Genomic DNA, 16059 nt, shown 5'->3' with positions numbered 1-16059 from the left:
GATGTGGATCTTCAAGGCGCGTCTGATCTGGGGCATCGTGGCCGGCGCGGCCACGCTCGTCCTGGTGGTCACGGGTGCCTTGGTGATCCTCATCGGCGGCCTGGCGAGCACCGAGCAGAGCAACCAGGACCAGGCCGAGTCGGGCTGTGTCGGCGGCACCAACGCGATCCAGGCCGGCAACCTGGGGCCGGACGGTGAGATCCCCGAGGGCAGCATCGCCGGGTTCAACACCGAGCAGATCCAGAACGCCCGGACCATCGTGGCGGTCGGCAAGCAGTCCGGCGTGCCCGCCTACGGGTGGGTGATCGCGCTCGCGACCGCGATGCAGGAGAGCACCCTGCGCAACCTCGACTACGGCGACCGCGACTCGGTGGGCCTCTTCCAGCAGCGCCCGGTCTCCGGGTGGGGTTCGGTCGCCGACATCATGAACCCGGTCAAGTCCGCCCAGGCGTTCTACGGCGTGGCCGCCCACACCGGCAACACCGGTCTCCTGGACATCCCGGGCTGGCGCAAGATGCAGGTCACCGCGGCGGCGCAGGCGGTGCAGCGCTCGGCGTTCCCGCTGGCGTACGCCCAGCACGAGGACGAGGCGCGAGCCCTCGTCGCCGCGCTCGCCGACGGGGTCTCGGCCGCCGACCTGACGGCCACCGCGACCGACGTGGCCTGCACGATCGGCATGGCCGGGATCAGCACCAGCGTCGTACGTCCCATCCAGGCCGGTCTCGCGGTCGACAACGACAACTACGGCAACTCCGGCTCCAACTGGGCCAACATGCACACCGGCAACGACTACTCCTCGCCGTGCGGCACGCCCGTGCAGGCGGCCCACGGCGGCACCATCGTGCTGGAGTCGGGCGGCAGCTGGGGCTGGGCAGGACGCTGGCTGGTGAAGGTGCAGACGGCGCCCGGCAACCTGACCACGTGGTACGGCCACATGCAGTCGCTCTCGGTGGCCGCGGGGCAGACGGTGAAGGCCGGGCAGGTCATCGGGCAGGTCGGCAGCGAGGGCAACTCGACCGGCTGCCACCTCCACTTCGAGGTGCACCCGCACGGCGGCGGCTACCTGCAGGACCAGGTGGACCCGGCGGCCTGGCTGGACAAGAACATCGGCAAGACCCTCGAGACGACCAAGCAGGTCGGCGGGCTGCCCGGCGCGGGGCAGGTCGGCGCCTCCCCAGCCGCCGTCTCCGGCCCGCAGGTGCGCCTGGCGCAGGCCAACATCAAGGTCTCCATGTCCAGCTCGAGATACCGCTCCGACCTGGCCACGGTCATGAAGCACGGACCCGACTTCGTCTCCCTGAACGAGGCCCAGTCACGGTCGGTCTCCGACATCTCGGTGCGCGGCTACGGCACCTACCGCGCCTCGGCGGACGAGTACGGCACCCGTAGCCAGGCCCTCAGTCCGGTCGTCATGTGGCGTACCGACCGCTGGGTGGCGGTCGACAAGGGCACCGTCCAACTCACCAAGCCGGTCACCGGCGTCAAGAACGACAACAGGTACGCCACCTGGGTGGTCCTCGCCAGCAGCGACGGCTCCGGGCGCATCTCGGTGATCTCGACCCACACGATGACCTCGCCCGCCAAGAGTGCACAGGCGCGTAAGGACGAGGCCCAGCGCGGCTTCGCGAAGCTCGCCGGACTGGCCCAGGGGCTGCAGAAGTACGGCCCGGTCCTCGTCGCCGGCGACCTCAACTCGCCCTACCCGCGCAACGGCGGCGACGGGGATCCGTGGGGCCCGAAGCCGTTGATGACCAAGGCCGGGATGACCTCCTCCTTCGAGACCCTGGGCGCGCCCCCGCAGGGCTGGGCCACCCACGACGGCGGCGGCACCATCGACTGGCTCCTCGGCTCGAGCTCCACGGCCACCCCCACCCGCCACGCGACCTTCAGGCTCGAGTCCGACCACCACGGCCTGGTGGGCGACTTCAACATCCGCGGCCAGTAGCGCCTGCGCCACGTGTAACACGTCGTTCGTAGGACTATTCGCCCTATTGGAACGACCGGACAGTCCTACGAACAGCGTGTTACACCGCGCGATGCCCACCAGCCCGGCGATGGGTAGAGCGCGGTGGAGGGCTAGCGTTGGCTCCATGAACGACGCGGTGGAACGGGCTGAGAGCACCGTCGCCGCGATGGCCGGGTGGCTCGCCGGAGGCGGGCCGGAGCATTGGGTCGTGGAGACTTCGGGATCGACGGGCAAGCCCAAGCGGGTGATGCTCTCGCGAGAGGCCGTGAAGGCGTCGGCAGCGGCGTCGGCGCGACGGGTCGGGGCGAGCGGGCAGTGGCTGCTGACGCTGCCGGAGTCGTACGTCGCCGGGGCCAACGTGATCGCCCGCTCGCTGCTGGCAGGCCACGAGCCGGTGATCGCCGCCGCCCACGGCTCCTTCGCCGAGGCCGCGGCGGCGATGGAGGACGGGCCTCGGTTCGTGTCGATGGTGCCGACCCAGCTGCACCGGATCATCGAGTCGGGCGGTGAGGACCTCGCCGCGCTGGCCGGGTTCCACACGCTGCTGCTCGGCGGTGGCCCGATCGACCCGTCGCTCCGTGCCCGCGCCGAGAACGCCGGGGTCGACGTCGTCGCCACCTATGGCTCGGCGGAGACCTGTGGCGGGTGCGTCTACGACGCGATGCCGCTGGACGGGGTCGGGATCGCGATCGGCACCGACGGCCGGGTCCGGATCAGCGGCCCGACGCTCTTCGACCGCTATCAGGACGACCCCGAGCAGACCGCGAACTCCCTGGTGGACGGCTGGTTCCTCACCTCCGACGCCGGCACCCTGGACGAGGACGGCCGGCTCCGGATCCTCGGCCGCATCGACGACATGGTGATCACCGGCGGCGTGAAGGTGCCGGCGGCACTCGTCGCCAGAAGGCTCCGCGAACACCCGGACGTGGAGGCCGCGGAGGTCCTCGGCGTCACCGACGAGGAATGGGGCCAGCGGCTGGTCGCCTTCGTCGTCGGCGACATCGACGCCGGCGCCGTCCGCGAGTGGGTCGCGGCTGAGCATCCCCGCTCCTGGGCGCCGCGACAGGTCGTCGCGCTCGACGAGATCCCGCTCCTCGGCAACGGCAAGCCCGACCGGCAGGCTCTGCTCGCGCTGGCCACGACCGACGCGGAGGCGCGATGACCGACCAACCACACGTCTTCGCCCTTCCGATGACCACCCGCTTCCGCGGGATCACGGAGCGCGAGGGCCTCGTCTTCGAGGGCGTCGGCGGGTGGGGCGAGTGGTCGCCGTTCCTCGACTACGACACCCCCGAGATCGAGCCCTGGCTGCGTTGCGCCGAGGAGGCGGCCGCGGGGGACTGGCCGACGCCCGTACGCGACACCGTGCCCGTCAACGCCACCGTGCCGGCGGTCGGTCCGGAGCGCGCCCACGAGATCGTCGCCCGCTCCGGGTGCGCGACCGCCAAGGTCAAGGTCGCCGATCCGGGCCAGAGCCTGGCCGACGACATCGCCCGCGTCGAGGCGGTCCGGGATGCCCTCGGCTCTGCCGGCAAGGTGCGGATCGACGTCAACGGCCTCTGGACCGTCGAGGAGGCGCTCGCCGCGATCGGGGTGCTCGACAGGGCCGCGGGCGGGCTCGAGTACGTCGAGCAGCCCTGCCCCACGGTCGAGGAGCTCGCCGACGTACGCCGCAAGGTGGATGTCCCGATCGCCGCGGACGAGTCGATCCGGCGGGCCGCGGACCCCTATCGCGTTCGCGACCTCGAAGCTGCCGACGTGGCGGTGCTGAAGGTGCAGCCGCTGGGCGGCGTACGCGCCTGCCTGCGGATCGCCGAGGACATCGGGCTCCCGTGCGTCGTCTCCTCGGCGCTGGAGACCTCGGTCGGGATGGCCGCCGGGATCGCGCTCGCGGCGGCGCTGCCTGAGCTGCCCTACGCCTGTGGGCTCGGCACGGTTTCGATGCTCACCGAGGACATCGCCGCGTCGCCGCTCCTCCCGCACGGCGGCGTCCTCCCGGTGCTCCCGACTTCACCGGTGCCGACGCGCCTGCTTGCCGAGCCGGCGCTGAGCGCCTCCCCGGAACGTACGGAATTCTGGCGCCGGCGCCTGGCCGATGTCCTCGCCTACCGGGAGACCCTCTGATGAAGCGAGCACGCATGGCCACCGCAACTGAGCTCGCCCGGGCGGTCGTCACCGCGCTCCTCGAGGCGCGGGTCACCGACATCGTCATCGCGCCCGGATCGCGCAACGCACCGCTTTCGTTCGCCGTCCTCGACGCGTCGCGAGCGGGGCTGGTACGTCTGCACACCCGGATCGATGAGCGCTCCGCCGGCTTCTTCGCACTCGGCCTGACCAAGGTCGGCTCGCGCGCGGCGGTGATGTGCACCTCCGGCACCGCGGTCGCCAATCTGCACCCGTCGGTGCTCGAGGCCGCTCACGCCGGAGTGCCTCTGGCCGTCGTCACGGCCGACCGGCCGGCGCGGCTCCGCGAGACCGGCGCCAACCAGGTCACCGACCAGGTCGGCATCTTCGGCCGGCTGGTGGAGACCATCGACCTGGCCGACGCGCCCGACGAGAACGACATCGCGGCGCTCGACTCCGCGCGCGGCCCCGTCCACTGGAACCTTCAGCTCGACGACCCGCTGACCCCGCCCGACCGGTGGCAGCCGGGGACCATCGAGGCCCGTCCAGCGCCGGTACGTCCGGAGCTGATGATCCACGAGTCGATCCCGACCGGCCCCGGGACGCCGTGCACGGTCGTCGTCGCCGGTGACGACGCCGGCCCGCCCTCCCGCGTCCTCGCCCAGGACGGCGGCTGGCCGCTGCTCGCCGAGCCCTCCTCGGGGGCGCGTACCGGCGACAACGCGCTGCGCTCCTACCGGCTGCTGCTCGAGTCACCGCTCGCCGAACGGATCGAGCGCGTCGTCGTCTACGGCCACCCGACCCTCTCCCGACCGGTCGCCAACCTGCTCGCCCGCGCAGACATCGAGGTCATCGCGGCCCCGGTCGAGGGTGCCTGGCCCGCGCGCCCGTTCCGGGTCGACCGCACGATCCGCACCCGGCTCCACGTCGAGGGCGAGCCCGATCCGGCGTGGCTCGAGGAGTGGCGCGAGGCCGACCGCACGATCAGCCGCCAGCTGGATCGGCTGCTCCACGAGCAGCAGGAGATGACGGCGTACGACGTCTCCGGCTGTGTCGCCCGCGCCCTGCCCGACGGTGGGCTGCTGATGCTCGGCCCCTCCAATCCCGTACGCGACCTGGACCTGATGATGCGGCCCAACCGTGTCGGCGGGCGACGGAAGGTGCTGGCCAACCGTGGCCTGGCCGGCATCGACGGCATCGTCTCCACCGCGATCGGTGCCGCCGCCGGCCGCGAGTCCTCGACGCGCGCGCTCGCGCTGATGGGCGACGTGACCTTCCTGCACGATGCCGGTGGTCTCCTGCTCGGTCCCGAGGAGGTCCGCCCGGACCTCACGATCGTCGTCGCCAACGACGACGGCGGCTCGATCTTCGCCTCCCTCGAGCAGGGCGCCGACGACTACGCCGACAGCTTCGAGCGCCTCTTCGGCACTCCGCACGGGACCTCACTGGAGGCGCTCTGCGCCGCCCACCGCATCCCGCACCTCGCGGTCACGTCCGTGCCGGAGCTCGAGGCCGCCCTCGCCTCGCCGAACGGCGGCATCGAGGTCGTCGAGGCAGTGATCTCCCGGCGCGACCGCCGAGAGCTCGACCTGGCCATCCGCGCGCTCGCCCGTTCCTGAGCCGCCGACCCGGTCGGCCATGGCACAGTGTGCCCGTGAGCGAACAGGCGCAGCCGCAATGGCCGACCGTCGTGCCGTACGTGGAGTCCTACTCGGGCGCGACGCGGGTGATGACGTTGGAGATGGCATCCACGGCGAAGGAGAAGTTCATCGCCACGATGCCGCCGATCGTGGCGATCGACGGGCGTGACTATCGGGTCTACTGGGGCCAAGTCAGCTTCGAGATCCCCGCGGAGCGGGCATGCCATGTCAGTGTGCGCTGCGAGGGCGGACAGAGCGGCGGTCAGTATTCGCAGGATCTCGGATTCCGCGTCGCCTCAGCACTGCTCCCGCCAGGCGCGGAGCCGGTGCGGATGCAATACCTGTGCCAGTTCGCTTCCGGCCTCGGATCGATCACCCTGTCCTGATCAGCGTTCGTCGACCCGGAGCAGAGCCTCGGACGTGCCGAGTCGGCGCATCCTGACCGAAACAGGGCTCGAGTCGGCTCGTCATGACGAGCCGACTCGACATGGGTGGTCACGGGGTCCAGTACGGGTCTCGGCCGATGAAGCCGAGGAGCTGCTCCTGCGGGGTGGCGTCGGCCGGGACCTCGACCCTGGGGCCGAACTGGCCGGAGGCGCGCATCGCGTCCTCCATGGCCGCAGCGCCGGCCAGCATCGCCGCGGCACGCTCGGCGCCGAGGTCGTAGTCGCGCCCCAAGGCGCGGGACAGGTCCCAGGAGTGCATCCAGATGTCGGGTGTGTAGATCTCCGAGAGCGCCACGTCGAGCGGCTTGTCGCCCATGTGCGGGTTGGAGATCATCCGGCCGGCGGGGTCGTCGAAGAGCCCCTGGATGTCGGCGGTGTGCGTCTTCCAGGCGGCGACCGGGTCCGCAGCGACGTCGAGCGGCGCCAGGTCCACACCGGCGGATCCCATCAGGAACCCCCGCGACCAGTCGACCAGATGCGAGACCACATCGAGCGCCGTCCATGCCGCCACCGGACTGGGGCGAGCCCAGTCCTCGGCGGCGGCAGAGCCGACGATCTCGGCGAACCGGGCCGCGTCGTACGCGTGCTGCTCGCTCATGCTCAGGCCGGCGTCGTTCACGAGAGCTCCGCCAGGAGCTCGTCGAGCTGCTCGTAGCCCTGGAGGACGCCCTTCTCCATGCCGCTGGCCATGATCGCGGCCTGGGTCTCGAAGGACTCGACGACGCTGAGGCCGGTCAGCCGGGTGCGGCCGCCGGGGAGCGGCTCGAGGGTGAGGAACTCCAGCGAGGCCCCGTCGGGCGCGCCGCGCCAGGTGAAGGTCTGCACGATGCGCTCGTTCTCGCGCACCTCGTGGAAGCTGCCGAAGAACTGGGTGAACTCGTCACCGTCGCGCTCGGCCGAGTAGGCCCAGGAGCCGCCGGTGCGGAAGTCCCACTCGGTGATGTTCATCCCGATGTCGCGAGGGCCGAGCCACTTGGCGTACAGCTCCTTCTCGGCGTGGGCGCGGAACACGAGCTCCGGGGGAGCGTCGAACTCGCGGACGATGGTGATCGTCGGGGTCTCCTTGGAGGCCTCGATCGTGGTCTCGTGCTTCGTGGTGGTCATGATGCGTCCTCTGCTTGTGATGATTGTCGTGGTGGCGTGCTTTCCTGCATCTCGACGAGGAGTGCGTCCAAGCGCTGGTAGCGCTCCTCGGCCTGCTGCTGATATCTCTCGATCCACTTGGTCATGAGGTCGAACACCTCCGCTTCGAGACGTACGGGCGCGCGGCGCGACTCCCGGCTCACCAGGCCGGCGTCCTCGAGCACCTTGAGGTGCTTGGAGACCGCCTGAAGGCTGACGTCGTAAGGCGCCGCCAGCTCGCCGACCGTCGCATCGGCCGACGAGAGCCGGGCGACCAGGTCGCGCCGGGTCGGGTCCGCCAGGGCCGCAAAGACTCGGGAGAGTCTGTCCTCGCTCATCTCGTACTCCTCAACCAATCGGTTGACTACGAGGCTAGGCCCCGCCTGCGACATTGTCAACCGTATGGTTGAGTAACTTGCTTACTGGAAAACATTCCCCGGGGGACATCGGTTGCGGCACCATGTCTGTCAGTGCAAGTCTCCTCCTCGGGAAAGGCCTAGCCCCCATGAGTCCTTCGCGCCGCAGATCCATGAGAGTGACCGCAGTAGCCGCCGGTCTCCTCCTCGCCATCTCCCTCTCCCCGACCCAGTCCGCCGGCGCCGCCGAGAAGGACGACCGCCATCTCACCCAGAAGGCGAGGTCCCACGGGGTCACGCTGGAGCACGGGGCGTACGTCGGCTGGTCGACGCCCGGCTCGGACGCCAAGGGCGGCACCAAGAACGCCCCGCCGATCACCGCGCAGGCTACCGTGAGCGGCATCGACGTCTCCGGCCACCAGGGCAACGTCGACTGGGCCTACTGGTGGGGCCAGGGGAAGCGGTTCGCCTACATCAAGGCGACCGAGGGCACCTACTACCGGAACAGCACCTACTTCCCGCAGCAGTACAACGGCTCCTACAACCAGGGCTTCATCCGCGGCGCCTACCACTTCGCCAACCCGTCCGACTCGGGCGGCGCGGCGCAGGCCGACTACTTCGTCAACAACGGCGGCGGCTGGTCGGCCGACGGGAAGACCCTCCCCGGGGTGCTCGACATCGAATACAACCCCTACAGCGGCGGCACCTGCTACGGCCTCTCCCAGGCCTCGATGCGCTCGTGGATCGCGGCGTTCCTGGACCGCTACCGCGCCCGCACCGGCCGCGACGCGGTCATCTACACGACCACCGACTGGTGGACGACCTGCACCGGCAACACCTCGCAGTTCGCCGCCGCCCACCCGCTGTGGATCGCGCGCTACGCCAGCTCGCCGGGCACCCTGCCCGCAGGCTGGGGCTACTACACCTTCTGGCAGTACACCTCGTCACCGTTGGACCAGAACACCTTCAACGGCGCGTACGACCGCCTGCAGGCGCTCGCCCGAGGCTGATCCTCCGGGCGCCGATCCGGGGGTGGACCCCCGGCCCTCACAGACCCAGCTGGGTCTTCCATGAGCCGAGGGCCGGGGTCCACTCGAAGACCCGACGCTCCTGGATCAGCCCGACCGCGAGGAACGGGTCGTCGTCCAGGGCCTTCTCGACCTCGGCGACCTCGCCATCGAAGACGAGCAGGCCGGAGCCGTCGGAGGTGGGGCCGGAGAGCAGCAGGTTGGGCTGGCTCGCCAGGAACTCCCGGTGGGCGCCGAGGTGCTCGGCGCGCACGTCGGGGAGGTCGTTGTAGGCGTACAGAACCGCGACGATGGCCATCAGAGGTCAGCCCCGTCCGCGAGACGGACGTAGCCGCGCTCGGCCGGGATCAGGTTGGCCGCCTGGGTGTCGAAGACCCCGGAGCCGAACTCGGAGTAGACCCGGTCGTGGATCGCGACTGTCTTGGAGGCGCCGACGGAGCGGGCGAAGTCGATCAGCTCGGCCGACCGCGCCCACGGCGCGGAGACCGGCAGGAAGAGTACGTCCACGGCCTGGCCGGGGCCGTCGAGCGCGTCGCCCGGGTGGAAGATCTTGCTGTCCCCGGCCTGGATCAGGTAGCCCGAGTTGTCGAAGTGGGGCATGTCGGCGTGGATGACCGCGTGCTTCTCGTTGATCGCGGTGACGGGGAGCCCGGCGTCGAACGACTCACCCGGCTTCACCACCGTGGTCCGCTCGTGCACCGCGGGGGCGCCCTTCTGGATCTGCGCCGCGACCGCGCCGATGGTGTAGATCGGCGCGTCGCTGCCCTCGAGGAGGGCGGGGTTGTAGTGGTCGGGGTGCTCGTGGGTGATCAGCACCGCCGTCGCGCCGTCCAGCGCCTCGGGCTGGGTGAACACGCCCGGATCGACGACCACCACCGCCCCGTCGTGCTCGATCCGGACACAGGCATGGCCGAACTTCGTGATCCTCATGCCGCCGAATCTATCGCGCGGCCTCTAGACGTCGGAGCGGACCATGTTGGCGAGCCACAGGCCGAGGAAGACCGGAAGGAGTACGCCCCAGCCCATCTGCACCGCGGAGTCCTCGGGCAGCGCGACCACACCGATCACGGCGATGGCGCTCGGCAGCATCCCCGACACGATCGCGATCCCGATCTCGACGGCGGGATGGTTGCTCCGGGAGTAGGCGAAGTAGAGGCCCATCGCCGCGGCCGCCACGGCGAAGAGGATCGTCAGCACCGCGGCAACGACCAGCAGCCGGTAGGCGCCCGGGGCGTCGTCGGGGCGGTCGCCCAACCACGCTATCGCCGACCAGAAGCCGTAGCTGTCGCCGTCCTCACCGTCGTCGTGGACGATCCGGTACGCCGGCACCGAGATCATCGCGACGATCAGGAACGGGATCGTGAGCAGCTGCGTCCGCGCCAGCCGGTCGGCGTTCTCCTCTCCTTCGCGCAGGGCTGTGCGGATGAGGCCGTCCGAGTTCTCCATGAACGGAGGTTAAGACAAGGCATCCCGGATCGGGACGAACTTGGCCTGGGTCTCGGCCAGCTCGGTCGCCGGGTCGGAGCTCGCCACGATGCCGCAGCCGGCGAAGAGGCGGGCGGTGCGGTCGTCGATCATCTCGGCCGTGCGCAGCGCGATGCCCCACTCGCCGTCGCCGCTGGCGTCCATCCAGCCGACCGGCCCGGCGTAGCGGGCGCGCTCCATCGACTCGATCTCGGCGATGAGCGCGACGGCGTCCTCGCGCGGGGTCCCGCCGACCGCGGCCGAGGGGTGCAGTGCGGCGGCCAGATCCAGCGAGCTCACCCCGTCGCTGGCGACACCGGTGATGTCGGTGGCCAGGTGCATCACGTTGGGGAGCTTGAGCACGAACGGCGCATCGGGCACGTTCATCGAGGAGCAGTGCGGCTCCAGTGCGTCGGCGACCGACCTGGCGGCGTACTCGTGCTCCTCGAGGTTCTTCGAGGACTCGGCCAGCGACGCGGCGAGAGCGTGGTCGAGGTTCTCCTCGCCGGTGGGCCAGATCGTGCCCGCGAGCACACGGGAGGTGACCAGGCCGCGCTCGCGGCGTACGAGCAGCTCAGGGGTCGCGCCGAAGAGGTCGTCGACGTGGAACGTCCAGCAGGTCGGGTACGCAGCGGCCAACCGCCGCAGCACGGCGCGGATGTCGATCGGGGCGCTCGCCGCGGCCAGCAGGTCGCGGGCGAGGACCACCTTGTCGAGGTCTCCGTCCTGGAGCCGGGCGACGGCGTCGGCGACGATCCGCATCCAGTGCTCGCCATCGACGTACGCATCGGCGAAGACGACGTCGCGCGGCGCCTCCGGCTCCGGCACCGGAGTCAGCGGAGGAGGGGGCGTGGCGGCCGGGCCGACGGTGGTCACCCAGGCGACGTCGCCGCGCTTCCCGACGACGACCGCGGGCACCTTGAGCACGGAGAATCCCGGCAGGTCCGAGAAGGCGAAGGAGCCGAAGCCGACCAGGCCGGTGCCGGGCTCGCGCACGGGATCGGAGACCGTGGAGACGGCCGCCAGCTCCTCGAACCACTTGGCCGCGTGCGCGAACCGCTCCGGTCCGGACGTACGGATCTCGGCGGCGGTGCCCCAGCCGACCAGGCCCTCGCCGTGGCGGACCCAGGACAGAACGCGGCGGCGGGCGGGCAGCAGCGCGAGCAGGTCGTCGAGCGTCTCCGACCCGGCATCGAGTGCCACGGTGGTGGCTACCAGGGACTGCTGCTCAGACTCACTCACACCCCCAGGGTATCGGCGTGGTGTCGGCGAGGACGAGTCGAAGTGATGTATGGCATCCGCCCCGGGTTGCCACATATGACCATGTGGGTTGTAGCGTGCGCTGGCGTGAGTACCAACAAAGAGCAGTCGTTCATCGCAGAGAACGGCATCACCCTCGGCATCATCGCCTTGGCCCTCTTCGTCGTGCTGGGCGTTGGCCTGCCACGGTGGGTTGGCGACTCCGAATCCCACTCGGGCGTGAAGATCACGCTCCCGGAGACGCTGTCGGGCGGCTACAAGCCTGCGGACGAGAAGTCCTCCTACGACCTCGACGTGATCAAGAAGCAGGGCGCGTCCGAGGAGCAGCTGGACCTGTTCATCAAGCAGAACGCCGCCAGCTCGAAGACGGAGGACCGCAACGTGTCCGACGCGCTCGGGTTCTCGATGGCCTCGCGCACCTACATCACCAAGGACATGAAGAAGTCCGTGATGGTCCGTGCCTTCGCCGGCGACGGCAGCGCCTACTACGGCGGTGGCGAGGTCTCCAAGGTGCGCGACAACGTCTGCTACTCCAGCGCCGACCAGTCGACCGGCCAGACCCAGGCGACCTGCTCGCACGCGTCCAACGACCTGACCGTCCAGGCGACCGCTGCCTCGAAGAAGGACGCGGCGAAGTACGCCGACGAGATCTTCGAGAAGCTCGCCTGATTTCGGTCCCGGACACAGACCCGAGACAGAATCAGCACGTGACCCGAGCAGATCTGGACAAGCAGCCCGGCGAGGTCCGTCGGATGTTCGACGCCGTGGCCAAGCGCTACGACGTGACCAACGACGTGCTCTCGCTCGGCCAGGACCGACGCTGGCGACGCGAGGTCATCAAGGCCGTCGACCCGAAGCCGGGCGAGCTCGTGCTCGACCTCGCCGCCGGCACCGGCACCTCGTCCCAGCCGTTCCTGGACGCGGGCGCCGAGGTGGTCCCGACCGACTTCTCGATCGGGATGCTCCAGGTCGGCAAGCAGGCCAAGCCCCACCTACCGTTCACGGCCGGCGACGGCACCAAGCTGCCCTACCGCGACTCGACCTTCGACGCAGTGACGATCTCGTTCGGCCTGCGCAACATCGTCGACCCCGCGGCGGGCCTGCGTGAGCTGCGCCGGGTGACCCGCCCCGGCGGCCGGATCGTGGTCTGCGAGTTCTCGCACCCGACCTGGAAGCCCTTCCGGACGGTCTACGTGGAATACCTGATGAAGGCGTTGCCGCCGGTCGCTCGGGCGGTATCGTCCTCCCCGGACGCCTACGTCTACCTCGCCGAGTCCATCCGCGCATGGCCCGACCAGGCAGGCCTCGCCGCCATGCTCTCCGCGGCGGGTTGGCAGGCTCCGACCTGGACGAACCTCTCGGGTGGAATCGTCGCACTTCATCACGCAACCGCTTGATCTCTGCGAAAGTTCAACTATGACCACGACGTTGCCATGGGACGGCATCTTGATGCCTCGCGAGGCCTACGGGCCCGCAGCGGTCAAGGCCAGGGACTCACTCACCGACGCGGCCGCACAGGGCGACTGGCGCCGCGCGCTCTCGCAGGTGCGCAACGACTACACCGTCGGCGTCAACACCTGGAAGATCGGCGGTGAGTCGATGTTCACGCCGCTCCACCACGCCGCCTACCTCGGTGCTCCGCGGGAGACCGTCCAGGAGTTGCTCTCGCTTGGTGGGGTCAGGTCCCTGCCCACCGCCCACGGTGAGACGCCCTACCAGCTCGCCAAGCGGCGCGGTCACGACCACCTGCTCGACATGCTCGACCCCTACTTCCGCCCCGGCACCCCGCTCGGCGACAACCTCGAGAACGTCAACCTCCACGTGAACACGACGCTCGCCGAGCTCACCGCCGAGTTCCGTGGCGAGCACCAGTTGCGTACGTTCGACGTCCGGCTCATCTCCGAGGAGGGCGGCCCCGACGAGGCCTGGTTCACCGCGCCGGGGATGTACGGCGGCATCCGGATCGGCATGTTCTGGGGCCGTGCTCACCTGGAGTACAACTCCCGCATGGGCGACTCCTACGCCGTCGTCGGCCCGGAGGGCTCGGCCTACGTGAGCCGTTCCAAGCGCGCCGTTCCCGCCCTCCCCGCCCGCTGACGCAGAGCGGCGTGCGAAGGTCGTCCCATGGACGACTCGACTGCCGACCTGATCATCGACCTGAACCCGCTCCCGGACGAGATAGGCGGCCGGCTGCGGGCTCAGTTGGAGTTCGTCGCCGAGGCCGACAAGCTCAAGACGATCCTGCGGGCCTCGCCGCTGGCCGCGGCCGACCGGCGTGAGAACGATGCCGAGCACTCCTGGCACCTGGCGCTGATGGTGCTGCTGCTCGCGGAGTACGCCGACGAGCCGATCGACGTCGGGCACGCGATCAAGCTCGTGATCATCCACGACATGATCGAGATCTACGCCGGCGACAGCCCGGTCTTCGACCCGGCTGCGGTCGTCGACCAGGTCGAGCGCGAGATCGCTGCCGCGGAGCGGCTCTTCACGATGCTGCCGTCGGATCAGGCTGGTGAGATTCGCGCCCTGTGGGACGAGTTCGAGGCCGCTCAGACCCCCGAGGCGCGCTTCTGCAAGGCGATGGACCGCCTCGAGCCGATGCTCCTCAACTGGCTCAACCGCGGCGGCACCTGGAGCATGCCCGGCGCCACTGAGTCCCGCGTCCGCGCCCGCGAGGCCGGCGTCGTCGCCGCCTCGACCACCCTCGGTGCCGCCACCGACGCCATCGTCCGTGCGGGGCTCGCCAAGGGCTGGATCCGCCCCGACCCCGACTGAGCCCGATCCCGCCGAGTCGGCGCATCCTGACGCGAAATCAGGCCGAGTCGGCTCGTTACAACGAGCCGACTCGGCGAGATTTCCGGTGAGGACGGGCCGACTCGGCGGATTCCTGAGTGGCTGGATCCGCCCAATCCCGGCTCACTGGGAACCCGTTCCGAGTTTGCCCACATTCCCTATCCGGTATCCGTTACGCTGCGGCGACTTTGGGCTGCGGGGACGCTGAGGGGGGCCGCTCGTGGACGTGGATGTGGTGCCGGGGTCGGTGACGCACTGGACCGTCACGATCGACGATCAGCGGCGGCTCAAGTCGGCCATGGTGCGGCTGCGGCTTCGGAGCCGGGCCTACTGGGTCCTGGCGTTGGGTCTGCCCGTGTTGCTGACCGGCGCCCTCTGGTTCGGCATGCATGATCCGGGTCTTGGTCCGGGACTCGTTAGCGGGGCCGTCGAACTCGGGATGACGGTCGCTGTCGGAGTCGTCTTTCTGGCGTTCTCGCTGACGACGCCGCTGTGGACAGTCTCTCGCCGAGTGGAGCGCGAGTTTCCTGTTGGAGCCACTCTCGTCGCATGGGCGACCGAGAGCGGGTTGGGCATGCGTACGCTCAGGCGACTCGCCTTCTATCCCTGGTCGCGGCTGACGCAGATCGAGGCGGGGCCGGTGCTCGTGCGGTGTCGGCAGGGCGGTCCGAAGACGCTGGCCGTACCGGCATATCTTCCGGCCGGGCCTGATGAGGTGGCACGGTCGGTCGACTTTCCGGCCCAGCTCATCGGGCCGGCGATCAGACGCGAGCTGGCAGCGAGGGCAGGGCGGGAGCCGGTGGAGACACCGATGTTTGGGGATCCGATCGTCGTCGATCGTGCACTGCGGTGGCGGCTCGTCCGGGCGTGGCTGCGGGCGCAGCTCGGCATCACGGCGTGGTTGCTTCCGGCTGTGTTCGCTCTCAACATCCTGCTACTACTGGCCGGTGGCTCCTACCGGATGGCGATCCCCTGGTTGGTGATGGTGTTGCTCAACCCCCTCATCTGGCTGCTCTCCGGGGAGGGCCGGATGTCTGGGATGTACGCCGTCGGCGCCCCAGTCGTCGGCTCGATGGGCCAGTGGCTCGAGATCCAGGGACCGTGGGGAAGCGTTGCCTGGCCCCCGGGATGGTTGAAGCTGCGCCGGCTGACCAAGCACACCGTGACGTACGAGATGCTGCAGGTCGGTCCCGACGGAAGGCCGGCGACACCGACCAACCTCGACAAGCGGATCATCGTGATCCCCCGAGCCTTCCTCGACGCGCCGGCGCCGGCCGTCAGCGCCGAAGTCTGACCCGCCGCAACCCCCGCCATGGCGTGATTCTGCAGGCGTTTGCCGCCGGATGCGGCACGCATTTCCGCCATGGCGGGAAAGTGCCGCGCGCCATTTCGGCAACCCACTTGCAATCCGCCGCAGGAGTGGCAGGATGTGAGTTGGCCCACATTGTGATTCCATTCACAAAGTCTCAAGAAGGGGTGGGTCGCTCAGGGTAGGAGGCGAGATGGAGCTCTACGTGCCGGTGCTCGCGTTGGCGGGACTGGCGACGCTCTTCGCGGTCGGTTCGGTGGTCATGAGCTCGGTCGTCGGACCGAGCCGCGCCAACCAGGCCAAGGCGGATCCCTACGAGTGCGGGATCGAGGCCACGCCACAGGCGCTGGGCGGTCGCTTCCCGGTGAAGTACTACATCACCGCGATGCTCTTCATCATCTTCGACATCGAGATCATCTTTCTCTACCCGTGGGCCGTCAGGTTCGACGCGATGGGATGGTTCGGCCTCGCGGAGATGGGCCTGTTCCTGCTGACGGTGTTCGTGGCGTACGCCTATGTGTGGCGCCGCGGCGGATTGGACTGGGACTGAC

The 16059-nt window shown here is 69.8% G+C and carries 19 protein-coding genes; 12 read left to right on the top strand and 7 right to left on the bottom strand.

Annotated features, from left to right (window positions below; genetic code table 11):
- Window position 1 precedes the first annotated feature (1 nt).
- The 5 genes from OH802_RS02000 to OH802_RS01980 all read left to right on the top strand — a co-directional run bounded on the left by OH802_RS02000 (window position 2) and on the right by OH802_RS01980 (window position 6116).
- Window positions 2-1945 carry a peptidoglycan DD-metalloendopeptidase family protein gene (locus tag OH802_RS02000; protein WP_406024627.1) on the top strand — a complete coding sequence of 648 codons (1944 nt, stop codon included), beginning with the start codon at window positions 2-4 and terminating at the stop codon, window positions 1943-1945.
- A gap of 145 nt (window positions 1946-2090) precedes the next feature.
- Entirely contained in the window at window positions 2091-3128 is a 1038-nt protein-coding gene (locus OH802_RS01995) for an AMP-binding protein (RefSeq protein ID WP_406024625.1), read from the top strand.
- On the top strand, window positions 3125-4090 hold the full coding sequence (locus tag OH802_RS01990; protein WP_406024623.1) for an o-succinylbenzoate synthase: 966 nt from the start codon (window positions 3125-3127) through the stop codon (window positions 4088-4090). The genes OH802_RS01995 and OH802_RS01990 overlap by 4 nt, the downstream gene beginning before the upstream one ends.
- A 14-nt stretch (window positions 4091-4104) precedes the next feature.
- Window positions 4105-5709, top strand: a complete 1605-nt coding sequence (gene menD, locus OH802_RS01985; protein WP_406024621.1) for a 2-succinyl-5-enolpyruvyl-6-hydroxy-3-cyclohexene-1-carboxylic-acid synthase — start codon at window positions 4105-4107, stop codon at window positions 5707-5709.
- 35 nt (window positions 5710-5744) lie between these two features.
- Window positions 5745-6116, top strand: coding sequence for a hypothetical protein (locus OH802_RS01980; protein ID WP_406024619.1), 372 nt, complete (start codon window positions 5745-5747; stop codon window positions 6114-6116).
- Between the two features lie 109 nt (window positions 6117-6225).
- Here OH802_RS01980 and OH802_RS01975 read toward each other — a convergent pair whose 3' ends face one another.
- Genes OH802_RS01975 through OH802_RS01965 form a run of 3 tightly spaced genes read right to left on the bottom strand, consistent with a single transcriptional unit; the run spans window position 6226 to window position 7636 of the window.
- Window positions 6226-6795, bottom strand: a complete 570-nt coding sequence (locus OH802_RS01975; protein WP_406024617.1) for a TIGR03086 family metal-binding protein — start codon at window positions 6793-6795, stop codon at window positions 6226-6228.
- On the bottom strand, window positions 6792-7280 hold the full coding sequence (locus tag OH802_RS01970) for an SRPBCC family protein (protein WP_406024615.1): 489 nt from the start codon (window positions 7278-7280) through the stop codon (window positions 6792-6794). Before OH802_RS01970 ends, OH802_RS01975 begins: the two co-directional genes overlap by 4 nt.
- Window positions 7277-7636, bottom strand: coding sequence for an ArsR/SmtB family transcription factor (locus OH802_RS01965; protein ID WP_406024613.1), 360 nt, complete (start codon window positions 7634-7636; stop codon window positions 7277-7279). The genes OH802_RS01970 and OH802_RS01965 overlap by 4 nt, the downstream gene beginning before the upstream one ends.
- A 197-nt stretch (window positions 7637-7833) precedes the next feature.
- Between OH802_RS01965 and OH802_RS01960 the strand changes: the two genes are divergently transcribed.
- On the top strand, window positions 7834-8664 hold the full coding sequence (locus OH802_RS01960; protein ID WP_406024611.1) for a GH25 family lysozyme: 831 nt from the start codon (window positions 7834-7836) through the stop codon (window positions 8662-8664).
- A gap of 37 nt (window positions 8665-8701) precedes the next feature.
- On the opposite strand, the gene OH802_RS01955 is transcribed toward OH802_RS01960, so the two are convergent.
- The 4 genes from OH802_RS01955 to OH802_RS01940 are packed head-to-tail and all read right to left on the bottom strand — an operon-like array spanning window position 8702 to window position 11388.
- Window positions 8702-8980, bottom strand: coding sequence for a YciI family protein (locus tag OH802_RS01955; RefSeq protein ID WP_406024609.1), 279 nt, complete (start codon window positions 8978-8980; stop codon window positions 8702-8704).
- A complete protein-coding gene (locus OH802_RS01950) occupies window positions 8980-9612 on the bottom strand; it encodes an MBL fold metallo-hydrolase (RefSeq protein WP_406024608.1) in 633 nt (210 codons plus the stop codon). Before OH802_RS01950 ends, OH802_RS01955 begins: the two co-directional genes overlap by 1 nt.
- A gap of 24 nt (window positions 9613-9636) precedes the next feature.
- Complete coding sequence (locus OH802_RS01945) at window positions 9637-10128, bottom strand: hypothetical protein (RefSeq protein WP_406024606.1); 492 nt, start codon at window positions 10126-10128, stop codon at window positions 9637-9639.
- Between the two features lie 9 nt (window positions 10129-10137).
- On the bottom strand, window positions 10138-11388 hold the full coding sequence (locus OH802_RS01940; protein ID WP_406024604.1) for an isochorismate synthase MenF: 1251 nt from the start codon (window positions 11386-11388) through the stop codon (window positions 10138-10140).
- A 105-nt stretch (window positions 11389-11493) separates the two neighbouring features.
- On the opposite strand from OH802_RS01940, the gene OH802_RS01935 reads away from it, so the two are divergent.
- From OH802_RS01935 to OH802_RS01910, 6 genes are all read left to right on the top strand, one after another.
- Complete coding sequence (locus OH802_RS01935; protein WP_406024602.1) at window positions 11494-12075, top strand: hypothetical protein; 582 nt, start codon at window positions 11494-11496, stop codon at window positions 12073-12075.
- A gap of 38 nt (window positions 12076-12113) precedes the next feature.
- On the top strand, window positions 12114-12803 hold the full coding sequence (locus OH802_RS01930; protein WP_160025685.1) for a demethylmenaquinone methyltransferase: 690 nt from the start codon (window positions 12114-12116) through the stop codon (window positions 12801-12803).
- 19 nt (window positions 12804-12822) lie between these two features.
- Window positions 12823-13503, top strand: coding sequence for an ankyrin repeat domain-containing protein (locus tag OH802_RS01925; protein WP_355231638.1), 681 nt, complete (start codon window positions 12823-12825; stop codon window positions 13501-13503).
- Between the two features lie 27 nt (window positions 13504-13530).
- Complete coding sequence (locus tag OH802_RS01920; protein WP_406024599.1) at window positions 13531-14181, top strand: HD family hydrolase; 651 nt, start codon at window positions 13531-13533, stop codon at window positions 14179-14181.
- 238 nt (window positions 14182-14419) lie between these two features.
- Entirely contained in the window at window positions 14420-15493 is a 1074-nt protein-coding gene (locus OH802_RS01915; protein WP_406024597.1) for a hypothetical protein, read from the top strand.
- A gap of 208 nt (window positions 15494-15701) precedes the next feature.
- The gene (locus tag OH802_RS01910; RefSeq protein WP_091043014.1) at window positions 15702-16058 is read left to right on the top strand and encodes an NADH-quinone oxidoreductase subunit A; all 357 of its coding nucleotides are present in this window, start codon (window positions 15702-15704) and stop codon (window positions 16056-16058) included.
- The last annotated feature ends 1 nt before the right edge of the window (window position 16059 follow it).

The sequence above is a fragment of the Nocardioides sp. NBC_00850 genome (assembly GCF_045207335.1).
In the GTDB taxonomy this organism is placed as follows: domain Bacteria; phylum Actinomycetota; class Actinomycetes; order Propionibacteriales; family Nocardioidaceae; genus Nocardioides.
The sequence above is the reverse complement of the archived record's forward strand: the minus strand, read 5'-3'. Positions and strand labels throughout refer to the sequence as shown.